This is a genomic window from Caldimonas tepidiphila (assembly GCF_003569765.1).
GTDB lineage: Bacteria > Pseudomonadota > Gammaproteobacteria > Burkholderiales > Burkholderiaceae_C > Caldimonas > Caldimonas tepidiphila.
In genome coordinates, this window is sequence record NZ_QXMG01000013.1 from 69,897 (window position 1) to 89,435 (window position 19,539).

14 protein-coding genes and 1 riboswitch are annotated in these 19,539 nt (G+C 71.1%); of the genes, 1 reads left to right on the forward strand and 13 read right to left on the reverse strand.

What is annotated here, in order from left to right:
- Positions 1–49: 49 nt before the first annotated feature.
- The 10 genes from D3A59_RS11200 to D3A59_RS11245 all read right to left on the reverse strand — a co-directional run bounded on the left by D3A59_RS11200 (position 50) and on the right by D3A59_RS11245 (position 11,267).
- Entirely contained in the window at positions 50–1,969 is a 1,920-nt protein-coding gene (locus D3A59_RS11200) for a potassium transporter Kup (RefSeq protein ID WP_119155012.1), read from the reverse strand.
- A gap of 93 nt (positions 1,970–2,062) precedes the next feature.
- A complete protein-coding gene (locus D3A59_RS11205; protein ID WP_119155013.1) occupies positions 2,063–3,574 on the reverse strand; it encodes a tripartite tricarboxylate transporter permease in 1,512 nt (503 codons plus the stop codon).
- Positions 3,574–4,050, reverse strand: a complete 477-nt coding sequence (locus D3A59_RS11210; protein WP_119155014.1) for a tripartite tricarboxylate transporter TctB family protein — start codon at positions 4,048–4,050, stop codon at positions 3,574–3,576. The genes D3A59_RS11205 and D3A59_RS11210 overlap by 1 nt, the downstream gene beginning before the upstream one ends.
- Before the next feature lie 10 nt (positions 4,051–4,060).
- The gene (locus D3A59_RS11215) at positions 4,061–5,050 is read right to left on the reverse strand and encodes a Bug family tripartite tricarboxylate transporter substrate binding protein (protein WP_119155015.1); all 990 of its coding nucleotides are present in this window, start codon (positions 5,048–5,050) and stop codon (positions 4,061–4,063) included.
- Positions 5,051–5,147: 97 nt separating this feature from the next.
- On the reverse strand, positions 5,148–6,584 hold the full coding sequence (locus D3A59_RS11220; protein WP_119155016.1) for a sensor histidine kinase: 1,437 nt from the start codon (positions 6,582–6,584) through the stop codon (positions 5,148–5,150).
- Positions 6,565–7,230, reverse strand: coding sequence for a response regulator (locus D3A59_RS11225; RefSeq protein ID WP_119155017.1), 666 nt, complete (start codon positions 7,228–7,230; stop codon positions 6,565–6,567). Before D3A59_RS11225 ends, D3A59_RS11220 begins: the two co-directional genes overlap by 20 nt.
- Before the next feature lie 22 nt (positions 7,231–7,252).
- Entirely contained in the window at positions 7,253–8,548 is a 1,296-nt protein-coding gene (gshA, locus tag D3A59_RS11230) for a glutamate--cysteine ligase (RefSeq protein ID WP_119155018.1), read from the reverse strand.
- Between the two features lie 176 nt (positions 8,549–8,724).
- A complete protein-coding gene (locus D3A59_RS11235) occupies positions 8,725–10,137 on the reverse strand; it encodes an ammonium transporter (RefSeq protein WP_119155019.1) in 1,413 nt (470 codons plus the stop codon).
- A 13-nt stretch (positions 10,138–10,150) separates the two neighbouring features.
- Entirely contained in the window at positions 10,151–10,489 is a 339-nt protein-coding gene (locus D3A59_RS11240; protein WP_119155020.1) for a P-II family nitrogen regulator, read from the reverse strand.
- Positions 10,490–10,550: 61 nt separating this feature from the next.
- Entirely contained in the window at positions 10,551–11,267 is a 717-nt protein-coding gene (locus D3A59_RS11245) for a TorF family putative porin (RefSeq protein WP_240636030.1), read from the reverse strand.
- Positions 11,268–11,541: 274 nt separating this feature from the next.
- Here D3A59_RS11245 and D3A59_RS11250 point away from each other — a divergent pair, with 274 nt between their 5' ends.
- Positions 11,542–13,083, forward strand: coding sequence for a YifB family Mg chelatase-like AAA ATPase (locus D3A59_RS11250; protein WP_119155022.1), 1,542 nt, complete (start codon positions 11,542–11,544; stop codon positions 13,081–13,083).
- A gap of 12 nt (positions 13,084–13,095) precedes the next feature.
- On the opposite strand, the gene D3A59_RS11255 is transcribed toward D3A59_RS11250, so the two are convergent.
- The 3 genes from D3A59_RS11255 to metH form a co-directional block, all read right to left on the reverse strand.
- A complete protein-coding gene (locus D3A59_RS11255; RefSeq protein WP_119155023.1) occupies positions 13,096–14,631 on the reverse strand; it encodes a DUF1501 domain-containing protein in 1,536 nt (511 codons plus the stop codon).
- A gap of 19 nt (positions 14,632–14,650) precedes the next feature.
- Positions 14,651–16,414, reverse strand: a complete 1,764-nt coding sequence (locus D3A59_RS11260; protein ID WP_119155024.1) for a DUF1800 domain-containing protein — start codon at positions 16,412–16,414, stop codon at positions 14,651–14,653.
- Positions 16,415–16,523: 109 nt separating this feature from the next.
- A complete protein-coding gene (gene metH, locus D3A59_RS11265; RefSeq protein WP_119155025.1) occupies positions 16,524–19,259 on the reverse strand; it encodes a methionine synthase in 2,736 nt (911 codons plus the stop codon).
- A gap of 56 nt (positions 19,260–19,315) precedes the next feature.
- Positions 19,316–19,426, reverse strand: a riboswitch (S-adenosyl-L-homocysteine riboswitch).
- Positions 19,427–19,539: the final 113 nt, after the last annotated feature.

Consider the following 19,539-nt stretch of genomic DNA (forward strand, 5'->3'; position numbering starts at 1 on the left):
CGGGGTCGGATTCCGTGCAGTCCCCGGGTCGGGCTCCCGATCGACCCCCTCAGATCGTGACCTTCGAGCCGAGCTCGACCACGCGGTTGGCGGGCAGCCCCAGGTAGTCTGCCGCCGCCTCGGCGTTGCGGTGCATGCCGGCGAAGAGCTTCTCGCGCCACGACGCCATGCCGCCACCGACGCTGGGCACGATCGACTCGCGCGACAGGAAGTAGGAAGTCTGCATGTCGTCGAGCTCGATGCCGCGCTGGCGCAGCAGCTTCAGTGCCTCCGGTACGTCCGGGTCGTTCTTGAAGCCGAAGTTCAGCGTCACCTGCCAGCAGTCGTGGCCGAGCGGCTCGATCGAGATGCGGCGGTCGAAGCCGATCCACGGCACCTCGTGGTGGCGCACCGTGACGAACAGGTTGCGCTCGTGCAGCACGCGGTTGTGCTTCAGGTTGTGCAGCAGCGCGTTCGGCGTCACCCCCGCCTCGGCCGACAGGAACACTGCGGTGCCGGGCACGCGCATCGGCGGCGACATGAACACCGACTCGAGGAACAGGCGCAGCTCGATCGACTCCTCGCGCAGCTTGTCCGACAGCAGCGAGCGCCCCTCCTTCCAGGTGATCATCAGCGTGAACATCGCCGCGCCGATCACCAGCGGGAACCAGCCGCCGATGAAGAGCTTGAGCAGGTTCGACGCGAAGAAGGCGATGTCGATGACGAAGAAGAAGCCGGTGGCGGCCACGCACAGCCACAGCGGGTATTTCCAGCCGTAGCGGATCACGAAGAAGGTCATCACGGTGGTGATCGTCATGTCCAGCGTCACCGCGATGCCGTAGGCCGAGGCGAGCGCCGTCGACGAGCCGAACAGCACCACCGCCAGCACGATGAAGACGTAGAGCCCCCAGTTGATGAAGGGCACGTAGATCTGGCCGGTGTCGCGCACCGAGGTGTGCTTGATGTGCATGCGCGGCAGCAGCCCGAGCTGGATCGCCTGCTTGGTCACCGAGAAGGCCGCCGAGATCAGCGCCTGCGACGCGATCACGGTCGCGGCGGTGGCGAGGAACACCAGCGGCAGCCGTGCCCAGCCCGGCGCCATGCGGTAGAAGGGGTTCTCGATCGCCTCGGGGTTGTCCAGCAGCATCGCGCCCTGGCCGAAGTAGTTGATGACCAGCGCCGGCATCACCAGCCCGTACCAGGCGAGGCGGATCGGGGTCTTGCCGAAGTGGCCCATGTCGGCGTAGAGCGCCTCGCCGCCGGTGACGACGAGCACCACCGCGCCGAGCGCGATGAAGGCGAGCCCCCGGTGCTCGGCGAAGAAGCCAACCGCGTAGAGCGGGTTGAGCGCGCGCAGCACCTCGGGGTTGGCGAGCACGTGCGGCAGGCCGAGCGCGATCAGCACCGCGAACCACAGCAGCGTGATCGGCCCGAAGAAGCGGCCGATGCCGCCGGTGCCGAAGCGCTGCACCGCGAACAGCGCGGTCAGCACCACGAGCGTCACCGGGATCACGTAGGCGTGCAGCGAGGGCGCCACGACCTCCAGCCCCTCGACCGCGGAGAGCACCGAGATCGCAGGCGTGATGACGCCGTCGCCGTAGAACACGGCGGTGCCGAAGATGCCGACGACCATCAGCACCTGGCGCAGCCGCGGCCGGTCCTTCACCGCGGTGGTGGCCAGCGCCAGCATCGCGATCAGGCCGCCCTCGCCGTTGTTGTCGGCGCGCAGGATCAGCAGCACGTACTTCAGCGAGACGATGATCGTCATCGTCCAGAAGATCAGCGACAGCACGCCGAGCACGTTCTCGGGCGAGACCGGCACCTGCCCGGTGTGGAAGACTTCCTTGAGGGCGTAGAGGGGGCTGGTGCCGATGTCGCCGTACACGACGCCGAGGGCGCCGAGCGTCAGCGCGGCCAGCTTGGAGTTCGAGGAGGATTGGGTCACGAGGACGGTGCCGGGCGGAGCCGGCGGAACCTGCAAGCCGCGCATTTTGCTCCTTCGCGGCGAGTGCCGGTGGCAAAAGCGCAGGGGACGCAGCCTCGCGGCGGCGTCCCCTGCGGGAGTGGAGGTGCGCCGGGCGCCTCAGGCGGGCTGCAGCGCCGCGGCCTTGCGGCGCTGCCAGCCGCGCAGCGCGATCGGCACCGCGACCATCAGCACCGCGCCGATCCACAGGCCGACCGAGATCGGGCTCTCCCACAGGATGGCCGGGTCGCCGTTGGTCATCGACAGCGCGCGGCGCAGGTTCTGCTCGATCATGTCGCCGAGCACGAAGCCGAGGATCAGCGGCGCCATCGGCATGCCGGCCTTGCGCAGCAGGTAGCCCACCACGCCGAGCACCGTCATCAGCACGAGGTCGAAGGTGGTCGCGTGCACCGCGTACACGCCCACGGCGCTCACCGCGATGATGCCCGGCACCAGCGCCCAGTTCGGCACCGACAGCATGCGCGTGAACAGGCCCACCATCGGGATGTTCATCACCAGCAGCATCACGTTGCCGATGAACAGCGACGCGATCAGGCCCCACACCAGCCCCGGCTGCTGCTCGAACAGCGCCGGCCCCGGCGTGATGTTGTAGAGCGAGAGCGCGCCCACCATCACCGCGGTGGTGCCGGAGCCCGGCACGCCCAGCGTGAGCATCGGCACGAAGGAGCCGGTGGCCGAGGCGTTGTTGGCCGCCTCGGGCGCGGTCACGCCGCGGATGTCGCCGTGGCCGAAGGTGCCGTCCTTGTCGTTGAGGCGCTTCTCCATCGAGTAGGTGATCGCCGAGGCGACGGTGGCACCCGCACCGGGCAGCACGCCGATGAAGAAGCCGACGACGCCGGAGCGCACCGTGCCCCACCAGGTGTGCGCCATCTCCTTCAGGGTGAAGAGCTTGCGCCCCGTCGCCTTGATGACCGTGAGCCCCTTGGCCTGGTGCTCCAGCATCAGCAGGATCTCGCTGACCGAGAACAGGCCGATCACCACCGCGACGAACTGGATGCCGTCGGCGAGGTGGATCGAGTCCATCGTGAAGCGGTAGACGCCGGAGTTGGCGTCGATGCCCACAGTCGAGAGCGACAGGCCGATGAGCGCCGCCATCGCCGCCTTGACCGGCGCGTCGCCCATCAGACCCGCGAGGCAGGCGAAGGCGAAGACCATCAGCGCGAAGTACTCGGCCGGGCCGAAGGCCAGCGCCCAGCGCGCCAGCAGCGGCGCCGCGATCACGAGGCCGACGGTCGCGATGACCGCGCCGACGAAGGAGCTCCAGGCGGAGATGGACAGCGCCACGCCGCCGAGGCCCTTGCGCGCCATCGGGTAGCCGTCGGTGGCGGTCATGATCGCCGCGGCGTCGCCGGGCACGTTGAGCAGGATCGAGGAGATCCGCCCGCCGTACTCGCAGCCGAGGTAGACCGCGGCGAGCAGGATCAGCGCGGTCTCCGGCGGCAGCTTCAGCGCGAACGCGAGCGGCAGCAGGATCGCGACGCCGTTGATGGGCCCGAGGCCCGGCAGCAGGCCGACGACGGTGCCGATGAAGGCGCCGAAGGCGGCGATCATCAGGTTGACCGGCTGCAGCGCGACGCCGAAGCCGGTGGCGAGGTGGTCGAGCACGGACATCAGGCGACTCCCAGCAGGCGACCGAGCGGCGCGAGCAGGCCCAGCGGCAGCAGCACGTCGAGCAGCTTGTCAAACATGAACCACAGTCCCACGCCCAGGCCCGCGCCGGTCAGCGCGCTCTGCTTCCAGGTGCCCCCGAAGACGCGGCCCACGGGCAGCGCCATCAGCGCGGTGGCCAGCGGAAAGCCCAGCCACTGGAACAGCAGCGCGAAGACGAAGAGACCGCCGATGCAGGCGAGCACGGTGGAGTGGCCGGCGAAGCGACCGCCCTCCCCGGCCCCGGCCGGCGCCGCCGCGGCGGCGCCCCGCTTGAGCAGCAGGTGCAGGCTGCACAGCGCGATGCCGCCGGCCAGCAGCAGCGGGACGGCGCGCGGTCCCACCGGTTCGTACGAGAAGGGGGGCGCGTAGTCGCGGGCCATCCAGGCCATCGCGCCGGCCAGCGCCAGGCCGGCCGCGCCCAACAGTCGGTCGCTCATGTTCGCTCGCTTACTGCTGCTTGGTGACGTTCAGGTTGAACTGCTCGGCGAGCTTGCGGTAGCTCTGCGTCGAGCTCTTCACGAAGGCGTCGAGCTCGGCGCCGGTCATCGTGTAGGGGAAGAGCCCGCGCTGCTCGCGCAGCTGCGCATAGCCGGGGGCGGCCATCGCCTTGTTGAAGGCGTCCACCCAGGTCTTGTAGTCGGCGTCGCTGACCTTGGGGCCGACGTAGAAGCCGCGGATGATGGGCCAGTTGATGTCGTAGCCCTGCTCCTTGGCGGTCGGCACCGACGCGAGCTTGCCCGGCAGGCGCTTGTCGGACATCACCGCGAGGATCTTGACCGGCGCGCCGGCCTCGATCTGCTGTGCGGCCTCCGAGGCGTCGCCCGCGTAGACCTGCACGTGGCCGCCCATCAGCGCCGTCATCGCCTCGCCGCCGCCCTCGAAGGCGACGAAGCGCATGCCCTTGTAGTCCAGGCCCGCGGCGCGCGCGGTCAGCGCCGCCTTCATCCAGTCCTGGCTGCCCACGGTGCCGCCGGCGCCGAAGATCACCTTGTTGGGCTCCTTCTTGAGCGCGGCCTCCAGGTCCTTGAGCGTGTTGAAGGGCGAGTCCTTCTTCACCAGCACCGCGCCGTAGTCGGCGCCGATCGCGGCGACCCAGCGCACGTCGTTCTCGTTGTAGCGGCCGAACTTGCCCTGCGCGAGGTTCAGCAGCGAGCCGCCGGAGAAGGCGACGATCACGTTCGGCTCGCCCGGGCGCTGCGCCACGATCGAGTTGTAGGCCACCGCGCCGATGCCGCCGGGCATGAAGGTGGTGCGCATCGGGTCCTGGATCAGCTTGGCGTCCTGCAGCATCGAGTTCGCGAGCTTGCAGGTCAGGTCGAACCCGCCGCCGGGCTTGGCCGGCGCGATGCATTCGGTCTTGTGCAGCGGGTTGGCGGCGGCGGGCAGTGCGGCGAGCAGGCCGAGGGCGCCGGCGAAGGCCGGGAGGAATTTCTTCATGGAGCGTCTCCAGATCGAATGAGTGGCGTGCCGGCAAGTCGCGCCGGTGCGACCCCATCAGGCTTTGGGGTGGCGCGACTGTAGGAAACCGCCGCTTTCAGTCGGCTTTCAATGACCCGTTCGCGGCATCGCCGCGCCGCGGCCACCACAGCGCCGCGCGCAGGCCGCCGGCGTCCGACGCGCGCTCCAGGCGCAGCACGCCGCCGTGGCGCTCGGCGATCGAGCGCGCGATCGCGAGGCCGAGCCCCGAGCCGCCGGCGACGCTGCCGCGGCCGCGCACGAAGCGCTGCCCGAGCAGGTCCCTCTCCTCGTCGGGCACGCCCGGGCCGTCGTCCTCGACCGTCGCACTGGCGCCGAGCGCGTCGGCGGCGGCCGACAGCGTCACGACGCCGCCCTCGGGCACGTAGCGGATCGCGTTGTCGACGAGGTTGGCAAGCGCCTCGCGCAGCAGCCCGCGGTCGCCCTCGACCGGCAGCGGCCGCGGCGGCTCGTCGATGCCGAGGTCGATGCGCCGCGCGCGCGCGCGCGGCAGCAGGTCGACCGCCACCTCGCGCAGCAGCGCGCCGAGCTCGAAGGGCTCGACGCGCACCGCGGCGGTGTCGCTGCGCGCCAGCGCCAGCAGCTGGTTGGTGGCGCGGATCGCGTGGTCGATCTGCTGCGACACCGCCTCGAGCGTCTGGCGCCGCGCCTCGGGGTCCGCTTCGCGCAGCGCGTAGTCCACCTGCGTGCGCAGCGTCGCCAGCGGCGTGCGCAGCTGGTGCGAGGCGTCGTCGAGGAACTGGCGCTGCTGCCCCGCGAGCTGCTGGCTGCGCGCCATCTGCTGGTTCACCGCCGCGACCAGCGGCTCGATCTCGGCCGGCAGGTCGCCCGCGGCCAGCGGCGTCAGGTCGCTCGCCGCGCGCTCGCGCACCTGCGCCGCGAGCCGCGACACCGGCCGCAGCGCCAGCGCGACGACCGCCGCCACCGCCAGCGCCATCATCGCCAGCAGCAGCGCGTCGCGCAGCGCCGCGCGCAGCACGAACTCGCGCGTGAACCGGGCGCGCGACTCGGTGGTCTCGGCCACCTGGATCACCAGGTGCTCGGCCTCGCTGCGCGTCAGCGGCCGGTCGAGCTCGCGCAGGTAGGCGCCCACTCGCAGCGGCTCGCCGAAGTAGACGGTGTCGTAGAAGACCGGCTGCTCGAGCTCGAGGGGCCGCGGCGGCAGCGGCAGGTCGGCGTTGCCCACCTCGACCAGGCGGTCGGCGGTGGCGACGCGGAAGAACACCCGGCCGTCGGCGGTGAGCTGGAAGAACTCGAACAGCCGGTAGGGCAGCTCGACCGACAGGCCGCCGGTGGCGGTGGAGACGTTGGCGTCGATCGAGCGGATCGCGCCGAGCAGCGAGCGGTCGTAGGCGGCGTTGGCCGCGGCCAGCGCCTGGCGCTGCGTCATCCACAGCTCGGCCACGGTGACGAGCGCGACGGTGGGGATCAGCAGCAGCAGCAGCGTGCGTCGCAGGCTCGCCGCGCCGCCGCGCTCAGGCCGCCTCCAGCGCATAGCCCAGCCCGCGGAAGGTGACGATGCGCACGCCCTTGTCCTCCAGGCGCTTCCTGAGCCGGTGCACCAGCACCTCGATCGCCTCGGGCTGCACGTCGTCCTCGTCGGAGAAGACGCGGTCGAGGATCTGCTGCTTGGACAGCGGCTCGCCGCTGCGCTGGATCAGCGCACGCAGCACCGCCTGCTCGCGCGGCGACAGCGCCAGCGGCTCCTGGTGCAGCGTGAACTGGCGCGTGACGGTGTCGAAGGCGAGCGGCCCGCAGGCGAAGCGCGGGTGCTCGACGCCGCGCGCGCGGCGGATCAGCGCGGTCAGCCGCGCCTCGAGCTCGGCGAGCGCGAAGGGTTTCGCGAGGAAGTCGTCGGCGCCCTCGTTGAGCGTGCCGACGCGCTCGGCGAGCGAGTCGCGCGCGGTCAGGATCAGCACCGGCAGGCGCCGGTCCTGCGCGCGCAGGCGTTGCAGCAGCTCGCGCCCGCCCTGCCCCGGCAGCCCGAGGTCGAGGATCAGGGCGTCGTAGTCGTACTCGGACAGCGAGCGCTCGGCGAGCCGCCCGTCGTCGACCCAGTCGACGCGGAAGCCCGCGTGCTCGAGCGCGCGGGACAGCCACTGCCCCAGCGCATGTTCGTCTTCGGCCAGCAGGACGCGCATGAGCGACGGCGGGCGGGCCGACTCAGTCGTAGACCTCGGCGTCCGGGTCGGTGGCCTCGAGCTCGTAGCTCGCCGCGAGCATCGCCAGGCGCGCGATCACGCCGTACATGTAGAAGCGGTTCGGCGCGCTCGCGCCCGGCTTGGCGCCGCGCTGCGGCAGCTGCGCCGGCTCGGCGAAGGCCAGCGGCACGAAGCTCGCGCCGGGCGAGTTCAGGTTCTCGTCGATGCCGCGCTCGCCGTGCACGCGGTAGAAGCCGCCGACCACGTAGCGGTCGATCATGTAGACCACGGGCTCGGCCACCTTGTCCTCGACGCGCTCGTAGGTCGGCACGCCCTCCTGGATGATGACCTCCGAGACCTCCTGGCCGTCCTTGATGACGCTCATCTTGTTGCGCGTCTTGCGGTTGAGCTCGGCGAGGTCCTTCGCGTCGCGCACCGTCATGATGCCCATGCCGTAGGTGCCGGCGTCGGCCTTGACGATCACGAAGGGCTTCTCCTGGATGCCGTACTCCTTGTACTTGCGCCGGATCTTCGCGAGCAGCGCGTCGGCGTGGCTCTGCAGCGCCTCGATGTTGTTGCCCTCGTGGAAGTCGATCTCGCCGCAGCGCGTGAACATCGGGTTGATCAGCCAGGCGTCCATGCCGAGCAGCTTGGCGAACTTCTTGGCCACCTCCTCGTAGGCCTGGAAGTGGTTGGACTTGCGCCGCACCGCCCAGCCGGCATGCAACGGCGGCAGCAGGTACTGCTCGTGCAGGTCCTCCAGCACCTTCGGCAGTCCCGCCGACAGGTCGTTGTTGAGCAGGATCGTGCAGGGGTCGAAGTCCTTGAGGCCGAGCCGCCGCTTGGTGCGCAGCAGCGGCTCGAGCGTGAGCGTCGAGCCGTCGGCGAGCGTGATGTCGCTCGGCCCGGTGACGGTCTCGTCGAGCGTGCCCAGGCGCACGTTGAGCCCGGCCTGCGTGAAGATCTGCACCAGCCTTTGCACGTTTGCAAGGTAGAAGCTGTTGCGGGTGTGCCGCTCCGGGATCAGCAGCAGGTTCTTCGCCTCGGGACAGATCTTCTCGATCGCCGCCATCGCCGCCTGCACGGCCAGCGGCAGCATCTCCTCGGTCAGGTTGTTGAAGCCGCCCGGGAACAGGTTGGTGTCCACCGGCGCGAGCTTGAAGCCCGCGTTGCGCACGTCCACCGAGGTGTAGAACGGCGGCGTATGCTCCATCCACTCCAGCCGGAACCAACGCTCGATCGCCGGCATCGACTCGAGGATGCGCTGCTCCAACTCGTTGATGGGGCCGTTGAGTGCCGTGATGAGATGAGGGACCATGGAAATGCCTGTGCAATGGGAGAGCGGCCGCGCGCGGCCCGGCAGAGCATTCTAGGCATTTGACGCGCCTGCGCCGCCATGCGCGGGCCAAATGGAAAGGGGCCTCCCTCGGGAGGCCCCCGGTGCGGGCCGGCCCGCCGGGCACGCAGCGTGCCCGCGGGACGGCCGGCGACGGCTCAGCGGTGGTAGGCGGTCTCGCCGTGCGAGGTGATGTCCAGGCCCTCGCGCTCGGCTTCCTCGGGGACGCGCAGGCCGACCACCAGATCGACGAGCTTGTAGGCGACGACCGAGACGATGGCTGACCACACGATCGTGATCACGACGCCCTTGGCCTGCACGAACAGCTGGTGCGCGATCGAGAAGTCCTCGGCACCGGTGCCGCCGAGGGCCGGCGCGGTGAACACGCCGGTCAGCAGCGCGCCGACGATGCCGCCGACGCCGTGCACGCCGAACACGTCGAGCGCGTCATCGGCGCCGAGCATGCGCTTCAAGCCGTTGACGCCCCACAGGCAGACCAGGCCGGAGATCAGGCCGATCGCGATCGCGCCCATCGGGCCGACGGTGCCGCAGGCCGGGGTGATGCCGACCAGGCCCGCGACCGCGCCGGAGGCGGCGCCGAGCATCGAGGCCTTGCCCTTGGCGAGCGACTCGCCGCCGATCCAGGCGAGCGTCGCCGCGCCGGTGGCCAGCAGCGTGTTGACGAAGGCGAGCGCGGCGGTGCTGTTGGCCTCGAGCGCGGAGCCGGCGTTGAAGCCGAACCAGCCCACCCACAGCAGCGAGGCGCCGACCATCGTCAGCGTCAGCGAGTGCGGCGCCATCGATTCGCGGCCGTAGCCGATGCGCTTGCCCACCAGGTAGGCGCCCACCAGGCCCGCGACGCCTGCGTTGATGTGCACCACGGTGCCGCCGGCGAAGTCGAGCGCGCCGTCCTTGAACAGGTAGCCCTCGGCGAACCAGACCATGTGCGCCACCGGCAGGTAGCTGAAGGTGAACCACAGCACGATGAACAGCAGCACCGCGGAGAACTTGATGCGCTCGGCGAAGGAGCCGACGATCAGCGCGCAGGTGATGGCCGCGAAGGTCGACTGGAAGGCGACGAACACGTACTCGGGGATCTTGGCGGCCGGGTTGAAGGTGTCGGCCAGCGAATCGACCGTGACGCCCTTGAGGAAGATCTTGTCGAGCGTGCCGATGAACTCGCCGCCGCCGCCGAAGGCCAGGCTGTAGCCGTAGACGGCCCACAGCACGACGATCAGCGAGAACACGACGAAGACCTGCATCAGCACCGACAGCATGTTCTTCGAGCGGACCAGGCCGCCGTAGAACAGCGCCAGGCCGGGGAGGACCATCAGGATGACGAGCAGCGTCGCGGTCATCATCCAGGCGACGTCGCCCTTGTTGACGGTCGCCTCGGGGGTCGCGGGGGCGGCGGTCTCGGCAGTTGCGGCGGCCGCAGGCGCCGCGGCCTCGGCCGCGGGTGCCGCGACGGCGGCTGCGGGCGCGGCGGCCGGCTCGGTCTGTGCCAGGGCCGTGCCGCCGAAGCCGAAGGCGGCGAGGCTCAGCGCCAGGGTTGCAAGCAGTTTCTTCATGATTCGTCGCTCCTCAGAGGGCGTCCTTGCCCGTCTCACCGGTGCGGATGCGCACCACCTGCTCCAGCGGCGTGACGAAGATCTTGCCGTCGCCGATCTTGCCGGTGCGCGCCGCGCCCTCGATCGCCTCGATGACCTGATCGACCACCGCCTCGTCGACGGCCGCCTCGATCTTGACCTTGGGCAGGAAATCGACCACGTACTCGGCGCCGCGGTACAGCTCGGTGTGGCCCTTCTGGCGGCCGAAGCCCTTCACCTCGGTCACGGTGATGCCCTGCACCCCGATCGCGCTGAGGGCCTCGCGCACTTCGTCGAGCTTGAAGGGCTTGACGATGGCGGTGATCATCTTCATTTGGACTGTCCTTTGATCTGGCGGGCCGGCCGCTGCCGGTGCGGCCCGGGGAGGGGGAGGTTCAGAGCGCCTTGCTCAGCGTGACGATGAAGCGCGCGCGGTTCAGGTCCTGGCCGGCGGCGGCCCGGTAGAAGTCGCGCTCGGTGGCGCCGACGATCGCGCCGGCGAGCGACACGTCCTTGCCCAGCGCGTAGGTCGCGCCGAGCTTGTAGTCGGTGTAGTCCTTGGCCAGCAGCGGGTTGGCGCGCTCGGCATCGCTGGCGAAGTTGGTGAAGCCGAGGTGCGCGTTGAGGGTCAGGCCCGGCACCAGCTCGTAGTTCGCCGCCAGGTCGAGATACCCGGTGCTGCGGCCCTCGGTGATGCCGAAGTACTCCTTCGAGACCGTGTGCGAGTACTTGGCGCTGACCATGCCGTAGCTCACGGCGCCGTACAGCTCGGTGGTGTTGGCGACGCTGTTGCCGGGATACTGGTAACGCAGCACGCCCACGTCGTAGCCGACGCCGCTCAGCTCCCCCTTGTACCCCCCGTAGACATCCGCCTCGAGCCCGCTGGCCGCATTCATCAGGCTGCCGACGCTCGAGTTCCAGTTGCCCAGATAGAAGCCGCCATGGCTCAGGTCGAAGCCGCCCTGGACCGCCGGCTTGTTGTTGCCCTGGTCCTGGCCGCGGAACTTGTAGTTGGTGGTCAGCGCGACGTTGCCGGTGATGCCCACTTCCTGGGCGAACACGCCACCCGCGAAAAAGGCCAGCAGGGCTGCGGAGACGAGGGTTCTTTTCATCTGGGGCTCCATCCGTGGTTTTAGAGAAGGGACGGGGCCATCGTCTGCATGATCCATGCCACGGCCTTCCTGCACGGCCCTGCACCACGACAAGGCGCAGCGGGAAGCGCGCACCGCGTTGTGCGCATCTTCTTGGTGCATCGCGCGCGCCATGCACGCTTTCGAAGCCGGCTTGTGGCATCGCAACATCGCCGCGGTGCCGCACCCTGCCCATTCGCGGGAGGGCGGCACAGAATGCGGGAACGCGCCCTTGCCCTCCGCCGCACTGCCGCCCATGTCGCTCGCGATCGTCCACAGCCGCGCCCTGAGCGGGCTGCACGCCCCGGAAGTCACCGTCGAGGTGCATCTCGCCAACGGCCTGCCGAGCTTCACGCTGGTGGGGCTCCCCGACACCGAGGTCAAGGAGGCGCGCGAGCGCGTGCGCGCCGCGCTGCTCAACAGCGGGCTGGAGTTCCCGCACAACAAGCGCATCACGGTGAACCTCGCGCCGGCGGAGCTGCCGAAGGAGTCCGGTCGCTTCGACCTGCCGATCGCGCTCGGCATCCTGGCGGCGAGCGGCCAGCTCGACGCGGCCCGGCTCGACGCCTTCGAGTTCGCGGGCGAGCTGTCGCTGGCGGGCGAGCTGCGGCCGGTGCGCGGCGCGCTCGCGATGGCGCTGGCGCTGCAGGGTGCGCAGGGCCGGGCGCGCGGCCTGGTGCTGCCGCCGGCGAGCGCGCGGGAGGCCGCACTCCTGGCGGAGGCCTGCGTCTACGGGGCGCGCCACCTGCTCGACGTGGTGCGCGCGCTGCTGCCGGGCGAGCGCCCCGAGGGGGCCGCCGCGGAGGAGGACGGGGGCTGGCAGCGCGTGCAGGCGCAGCCGGCATCCCGGCCGGCAGAGGTCCCGGACCTGCGCGACGTGAAGGGGCAGTCGCTCGCGAAGCGGGCGCTGGAGATCGCCGCGGCCGGCATGCACCACCTGCTGCTCGTCGGGCCGCCTGGCAGCGGCAAGTCGATGCTGGCGCAGCGCTTCGCCGGGCTGCTGCCGCCGCTCGACACCGGCGCCGCGCTCGAATCGGCCGCGGTGCTGAGCCTCGTCGGCGCCTTCGACGCCGCGCGCTGGCGCCAGCGCGTGCTGCGCAGCCCGCACCACAGCGCCTCGTCGGTGGCGCTGGTCGGCGGCGGCTCGCCGCCGCGGCCGGGCGAGATCTCGCTCGCCCACCATGGCGTGCTGTTCCTCGACGAGCTGCCGGAATTCCCGCGCAGCGCGCTCGAGGCGCTGCGCGAGCCGCTGGAGACCGGCCGCATCGTCGTGTCGCGCGCGGCGCGGCAGGCCGAGTTCCCGGCGCGCTTCCAGCTGATCGCCGCAATGAACCCCTGCCCCTGCGGCCACCTCGGCTCGCCGCTGGCGGCCTGCCGCTGCTCGCCCGAGGCGGTCGCGCGCTACCAGGGCCGGCTCAGCGGCCCGCTGCTCGACCGGCTCGACCTGCGCATCGAGGTGCCCGCGGTCATGCCGGCGGAGCTGGCCGGCGCGCCTGACGGCGAGCCGAGCGCGGCGGTCGCCGCGCGGGTGGCGGCCGCCCTCGAGCGGCAGCTGCAGCGCCAGGGTCTCCCGAACGGGCGGCTCGAAGGCGAGGCGCTCGACCGGCACTGCACGCTCGCGCCGGCCGCCGCCGAGCTGCTGCAGGCCGCGGCGCTGCGGCTCGGCTGGTCGGCGCGCAGCTACCACCGCGTGCTGAGAGTGGCGCGCACGGTGGCCGATCTCGCCGGCAGCGCGCGCATCGAGACCGCCCAGGTCGCCGAGGCGATCCAGTTGCGGCGGGCGCTGGGCAGGGCCTGAGCCCGGCCCCGTTCAGCTGCTCGCGGGCAGGAAGCCGAGATCGCGCTCGCCTGCGTCCCAGTCCGCGAGTTGCGGCCAGAGGTCGAGGATCTCCGTGCCGCCGAGGCCGAACCAGCGCGCGAGCGTCGCGAGGTACTGGTCCACCGAAATGGCGGGCAGCATCGCCCCGCTGCCATCGAGCAGGTCCGGGCTCGCGAAGCGCCGGCCTTCGTTGCCGGCGTACTCGGGAAAGCGGCCGTAGAGCGCCCCGCCGCGGACTGCGCCGCCCATCACGAAATGGTGCCCGCCCCAGCCGTGATCGGTGCCGTCGCCGTTGCTCGTGAAGCTGCGGCCGAACTCCGAGGCGGTGAAGGTGGTGACGCTGTCGCGCAGCCCCAGGCCGCCGAGCACCTCGTCGAAATAGGCCATCGCATGCGACAGCCGCAGCATCAGCAGGGCATGGTTGAGGTTCTGCCGGTCGTGCGTGTCGAAGCTGCCCAGGCTGACGAAGAACATCTGGCGCTTCAGTCCCAGCACCTGTCCTGCGCCGATCATGCGGGCGACGATCTGGAGTTGGCGGGCCAGTTCGTTCGGCTCGGTCCGCCCCTCGGGGCGGGTGTACTGCAAGCGGGGATCGGTGCCGGGCGCGACTGAGCCGTAGGGCGGGCTGCCGGCGGCAGGCAGCGCCGCGGCAAGGCGCCGCTCGGCCTCGATCGAGCGCCGCACGACGGCGGCATGGTCGGCCTCGAACAGGTGCAGCGCGCGGCCGTCGCCGACGATGCGCAGCAGCGCCTGCCCCACGTCCTCCGAGCCGAAGACCCGGCCCCGGTCGTCGACGCCGATGCGGATCGCGCCGTTCGGGCTCACCTGGTAGGGTCGCACCTGCCGTCCGGCGAGCCACAGCGCGTTGCCGGCGGCGGACACGCAGGTGAACATCGCCGCCTCCCCGTTGTGCCCGGCCAGCAGGTCGCCGATGCGGCCGCCCCAGCCGACAGTCGCCCCCTCCGGCGCGCCCGCCTGCCACACCGACTGCTGGTCGTTGTGCGAATAGAGCTTGGGCGGCCTCGGGTGCCGCGGGTCGCGCAACTGGGCCTTGGTGGTCGGGCGGATCAGCGGGCCGACGCTGGACACGACCGCGAGCCGCCGTTGCACGTTGAAGAGCTCCGCCAGCGCCGCGAGCGAGGGATGCAGCGCGAAGCTGCGCCCGCCCGCCGGCGTCGCAGGTCGCAGCGGCAGCACTCCGCCGAGCCGGGCGGTCGAGTCGATCGCCGCGGAGAGATCAGGCACGGTGCCGGGGGCCTGCAGCGCGATCGGCGACGGCCCCTGCCCCCGCGCCGCGCCATAGTGCGACCAGGATTCGGGGTCGGTGGCGAGCACCGTGTTGTAGGCGTCGTTGCCGCCATGCAGGAACACGCAGACCAGCGCCTTGTAGTCGGTGGCGCCCGGTGCGGCGGCATGGCCGAGCGCGGCCAGCTCGAGCGCCAGCGACGCTCCGGGCGTGCCGAGCATCGACAAGGCGCCCGCGCGGCGCAGGAATTCGCGGCGGGACTGGGCAGTGCGCAGGCTCATCGGAACGCGGCTCCCTCACTCACTTCTGCACGATGAATTCCGGGGAGGCCAGTGTCAGCAGCAGCGCCGCCTGCACGCGCGTGCGCTTCGCGCGCTCCACTGCCGCCGCGTTGCTGCCGTCCGGCCTCGCAGCCGGCACCGGCAGGGAGGCCAGCGCCGCGCCGATCTCGGCCTTCAGCGCCGCGGACATCTGCCCGCCGGTCAGCAGCCGATCCATCCGGTCCACCAGCGCGGCTGGCTGTGCGGCGAGCGCCAGCTCGGGAGCGTAGTCGGGCTGCAGGTCCCGGCGCCTCGGCCCCTCCCCGCCCCGTCGCCCCACGCCCGAGGCCACCGCCTCGCGCATGAAGTTGACGTAGCCGGCGACCGAGGTCTCATGCGTGATCTGCATCTCGGGCGCCACCAGCCCGGCCGCCGCCGCCCGCGTGCCGGGCGGCACGTAGCCCGGCCGGTAGAAGTTGAAGACCGAGGGCGCGCGCAGTGGCGACTGCCCGAGCTGCGTGCCGGGGTCGTCGGTGGCGTCGAGCAGGAAGTCGCCCGAATCCGAGCGCACGCCGAAGGCGCGTAGGAAGGCCGACAGGCGCAGTACCGGCTCGCGCAGCTTGCCGAAACGTCCGTCCTTCGCCCGATCCGGATCCCGTGCCTCGGGGTCGAGCAGCACCGCGTGGATCACCGCCTTCATGTCGCCGCGCACGCCCCGGCCATCGCCGTCGAAGGCCGCCGCCGCGCGCGCGACATAGGCCGGGCTCGGGTTGCTGGTGACGAGCCGCTGGATCAGCTGGCGGCCGATGAAGGGCCCGACATTCGGGTGGCGGTAGAGCGTCTCCATCGCGGCGGCGAGGCTGGCGTCGGGGTCGGCGCGCGCCTGCTCGCTCACCACGGTGCCGAGAAAGCGCTTCTCGAGCCGGGAGTGGTACTGGGTGTAGCCCTGCATCGGCCGCCAGTTCCGCTCCGCGTCCTGGAAGTCCTGCGCGTTGCCGTGGAAGCGGTTGTTGTCCTTGTCGGGCCCGTCCCAGCTGAAGCCGGTGAAGACCCGTGACAGGCCGAGCACGTCGTCGGCGTCGTAGGTGTCGATCGGCCGTCCCGCCTCCAGCCGCAGGGAGCCGTCCGGGTTCAGCTCGTGCAGCCCGATGGAGAAGAGCTGCATCACCTCGCGCGCGTAGTTCTGGTCGGGCACGCGCCCGGTCCGGGGGTCTTCCTTCTGGTTGCGCAAGTGCGACAGGTAGGCCCCCATCACCGGATGGCGTGACACTGCCTCGATCAGCTCGCGGTAGTTTCCGAGCCCCTTGTCGGCCAGCAGGTCGAGGTAGGCCGCCACGCCGCGCGGGTTCTCGCGCACGCTGCCGTCCGCCATCGAGACGACGAAGATCTGCGACAGCGCATAGGCCACGCGCTGCCGCAACTGGTCCTCGCCTGCCAGCGCGGACTTCCAGAAGACGTGGAGCACCTCGTTGGGCCCTGCCGCCTTGCGCGGGTCGGCCGCCTTGATCGCGGCGTCGCGCGACTCCCACACGACCCGGTGGCGGCTCGCCGGCCGTGCGAACTGGTCGTCGATCCAGGCGCGGTAGCCGATGGCCATGAGGCGCTCGACCTCGGCCTCGGTGGGGCCGAAGGTGGCCTGGGTGAGGAAGCGCGCCGCGTCGGTGCGCGATGGCGGTCTCTCGGACACCTGCTCGGACGCCCGCTCGCCGAGGGCGGCGCAGCCGGAGAGCAAGACCGCCACGGCGAAGGTGCAGGCTCCCGCCAGAACCCGCCTCGCACGCAGCCGACCCGACAGCAGCTCCATCGCCCTCCTCCTCTCGTCCCCACCCCTTCCTGCAGTGTGCACCGTCAGCCCGGGGGCCGGCATCCGGGGCACCCGGCTCCGGGAGGGAGGCGGCCCCGCGCTCCCGCGTTCAGAGCAGCGGCGCCAGCGCCCGCCGTGCCTCGTCCAGCGTCACGCCGCAGCGCGCCGCCCAGTCGGCGAGCTGATCCTCGCCGATCTTGCCGACGTTGAAGTACGTGGACTGCGGGTTCGCGAGGTAGAAGCCGCTGACGCTGGCCGCCGGCGTCATCGCCAGGCTCTCGGTCAGGCCCATGCCGATCTCGCCCGCGTCGAGCACGCGGAACATGTCGCGTTTCACCAGGTGGTCCGGGCAGGCCGGGTAGCCGGGCGCCGGGCGGATGCCGCGGTACTTCTCGGCGATCAGCTCCTCGTTGGAGAGGCGCTCGTCGGCCGCGTAGCCCCAGAACTCGGTGCGCACGCGCTGGTGCATGCGCTCGGCCAGGGCCTCGGCAAGCCGATCGGCGAGCGCCTTGAACATGATGGCCGAGTAGTCGTCGAGCTGCGCGAGGAACTCCTGCTCCTTCTTCTCGACGCCGAGGCCGGCGGTCACGGCGAACAGGCCCACGTAGTCGTCGCCGTGGGGCGACACGAAGTCCGACAGGCAGCGGTTCGGGCGCCTGACGCCGTCGACCACCGGGCGCTCGGACTGCATGCGCAGGCCGTGCCAGGTCATCAGCGGCTGCGTGCGCGCCTCGTCGGCGTGGAGCTCGATGTCGTCGTCGTTGACCTGGCGCGCCGGGTACAGGCCGATCACCGCGCTGGCGCCGAGCCAGCGGCCGTCGATGATCCGCTTGAGCATCGCCTGCGCGTCGGCGAAGACCTTGCGCGCGGAGTCGCCCACTACCGCGTCGTCGAGGATGTCGGGATAGCGGCCGGCGAGGTCCCAGGTCTGGAAGAAGGGGCCCCAGTCGATGCACTGGGCGAGCTCGGCCAAGTCGTAGTTGCGGAACACGCGCCGGCCGATGAACTTCGGCTTCGTCGGCCGGTAGGCGGCCCAGTCGATCGGCGCCTTGTTGGCGCGCGCCTGCGCCAGACTCACCAGCGGTGTCGTCTTCTTGTTCGCATGCTGCTGGCGCACGCGCTCGTAGTCGGCGTCGAGCTCCTCGACGTACCTTCCGGAACGCTCCTCGGACAGCAGCTCCGAGCACACGCCGACGCAGCGCGAGGCGTCGGGCACGTAGACCACCGGCCCCTCGTAGTGCGGCGCGATCTTGACGGCGGTGTGCACGCGGCTCGTGGTCGCGCCGCCGATCAGCAGCGGCATGCGGCGCGAGCGGAAGTACTCGTCGCGCTGCATCTCGCGCGCCACGTGCTGCATCTCCTCGAGGCTCGGCGTGATCAGGCCGGACAGGCCGATGATGTCGGCGCCGACCTCCTTGGCCTTGGCGAGGATGTCCCGGGCGGGAACCATCACGCCCATGTTGACGACCTCGAAGTTGTTGCACTGCAGGACCACCGTGACGATGTTCTTGCCGATGTCGTGCACGTCGCCCTTGACGGTGGCGATGACGATCTTGCCCTTCGGGCGCACGTCGCCGCCGGCGGCCTGCAGCAGGCGCTTCTCCTCCTCGATGTAGGGCACCAGGTGCGCGACCGCCTGCTTCATCACGCGCGCGCTCTTGACCACCTGCGGCAGGAACATCTTGCCGGCGCCGAACAGGTCGCCGACGGTGTTCATGCCGGCCATCAGCGGGCCCTCGATCACGTGCAGCGGACGGCCGCCGCGCGCGCTGATGGCCTGCCAGGCCTCCTCGGTGTCCTCGGTGATGAAGTCGGTGATGCCGTGGATGAGCGCATGCGACAGCCGCTCCTCCACCGTGCCGGCGCGCCAAGCCAGGCGCGCGCTGTCGTCCTTGGCGGCGCCCTTGGCGCGCTCGGCGATCTCGATCAGGCGCTCGCCGGCATCGGGGCGGCGGTTGAGCACCACGTCCTCGACGCGCTCGCGCAGCTCCGCGTCGAGCTCGTCGTAGACGCCGACCATGCCGGCGTTGACGATGCCCATGTCCATCCCCGCCTTGATCGCGTGGTAGAGGAAGACGGTGTGGATGGCCTCGCGCACCGGCTCGTTGCCGCGGAAGCTGAACGAGACGTTGGAGACGCCGCCGGAGACCTTCGCGCCCGGCAGGTGCTGCTTGATCCAGCGCGTGGCCTCGATGAAGTCCACGGCGTAGTTGTCGTGCTCCTCGATGCCGGTGGCGATCGCGAAGATGTTCGGGTCGAAGATGATGTCCTCGGGCGCGAAGCCCTCCTCGTCGACGAGGAGGCGGTAGGCGCGCTCGCAGATCTCGATCTTGCGCTGGTAGGTGTCGGCCTGGCCCTTCTCGTCGAAGGCCATCACGACGGCGGCGGCGCCGTAGCGCCGGATCAGCTTCGCCTGGCGGCGGAACTCGGCCTCGCCCTCCTTGAGCGAGATCGAGTTGACGATGCCCTTGCCCTGGATGCACTTGAGGCCCGCCTCGATCACCTCCCACTTCGACGAGTCGATCATGATCGGCACACGCGCGATCTCGGGCTCGGAGGCGATCAGGTTCAGGAAGCGCACCATCGCGGCCTTGCTGTCGAGCATGGCCTCGTCCATGTTGACGTCGATGATCTGCGCGCCGTTCTCGACCTGCTGGCGCGCCACGCTCAGCGCCTGCTCGAACTCGCCGGCGAGGATCATGCGCGCGAAGGCCTTGGAGCCGGTGACGTTGGTGCGCTCGCCGACGTTGACGAAGAGATGGCCCTCGCCGATCGACACCGGCTCCAGGCCGGACAGGCGCATCGGCGGCGGGGTGGGAACGACTGCGGTGGAGGTCTCGGACATGGCCTGCGGCGGGTCAATGCGGGCCACGGCTCACCCGTGGCACCTGGGAAAAGGATGCGGGGTGAGCGTCGTTGTCGATGCAGGCGGGGCTTCGGGGGCGCCGCCGGCCGGTCCAAGCCTGGCAGGGAGGCGGGGGGGCGCCTCCCGTCGCAACGCTCCTTGGACGGGGCCCCGATTGTAAGAGGCGGCGGCGCAGGCGCCGCCGGGGCGGGCCCGCGGGGCGTCGGGTCTTCCAGGCGCCTTCGGCGGCGCGGCCCGCGCGGCTCGAAGGCAGGGAACT

Bases quoted from the DNA above. Each gene is read 5' to 3' on its own strand.
- D3A59_RS11245 (WP_240636030.1), bottom strand. From the start codon at position 11,267: ATGAAAAGAACCCTCGTCTCCGCAGCCCTGCTGGCCTTTTTCGCGGGT.
- D3A59_RS11255 (WP_119155023.1), bottom strand. From the start codon at position 14,631: ATGAGCCTGCGCACTGCCCAGTCCCGCCGCGAATTCCTGCGCCGCGCG.
- D3A59_RS11220 (WP_119155016.1), bottom strand. From the start codon at position 6,584: ATGCGCTGGAGGCGGCCTGAGCGCGGCGGCGCGGCGAGCCTGCGACGC.
- D3A59_RS11205 (WP_119155013.1), bottom strand. From the start codon at position 3,574: ATGTCCGTGCTCGACCACCTCGCCACCGGCTTCGGCGTCGCGCTGCAG.
- D3A59_RS11215 (WP_119155015.1), bottom strand. From the start codon at position 5,050: ATGAAGAAATTCCTCCCGGCCTTCGCCGGCGCCCTCGGCCTGCTCGCC.
- D3A59_RS11260 (WP_119155024.1), bottom strand. From the start codon at position 16,414: ATGGAGCTGCTGTCGGGTCGGCTGCGTGCGAGGCGGGTTCTGGCGGGA.
- D3A59_RS11240 (WP_119155020.1), bottom strand. From the start codon at position 10,489: ATGAAGATGATCACCGCCATCGTCAAGCCCTTCAAGCTCGACGAAGTG.
- metH (WP_119155025.1), bottom strand. From the start codon at position 19,259: ATGTCCGAGACCTCCACCGCAGTCGTTCCCACCCCGCCGCCGATGCGC.
- D3A59_RS11200 (WP_119155012.1), bottom strand. From the start codon at position 1,969: ATGCGCGGCTTGCAGGTTCCGCCGGCTCCGCCCGGCACCGTCCTCGTG.
- D3A59_RS11210 (WP_119155014.1), bottom strand. From the start codon at position 4,050: ATGAGCGACCGACTGTTGGGCGCGGCCGGCCTGGCGCTGGCCGGCGCG.
- D3A59_RS11250 (WP_119155022.1), top strand. From the start codon at position 11,542: ATGTCGCTCGCGATCGTCCACAGCCGCGCCCTGAGCGGGCTGCACGCC.
- D3A59_RS11235 (WP_119155019.1), bottom strand. From the start codon at position 10,137: ATGAAGAAACTGCTTGCAACCCTGGCGCTGAGCCTCGCCGCCTTCGGC.
- D3A59_RS11225 (WP_119155017.1), bottom strand. From the start codon at position 7,230: ATGCGCGTCCTGCTGGCCGAAGACGAACATGCGCTGGGGCAGTGGCTG.
- gshA (WP_119155018.1), bottom strand. From the start codon at position 8,548: ATGGTCCCTCATCTCATCACGGCACTCAACGGCCCCATCAACGAGTTG.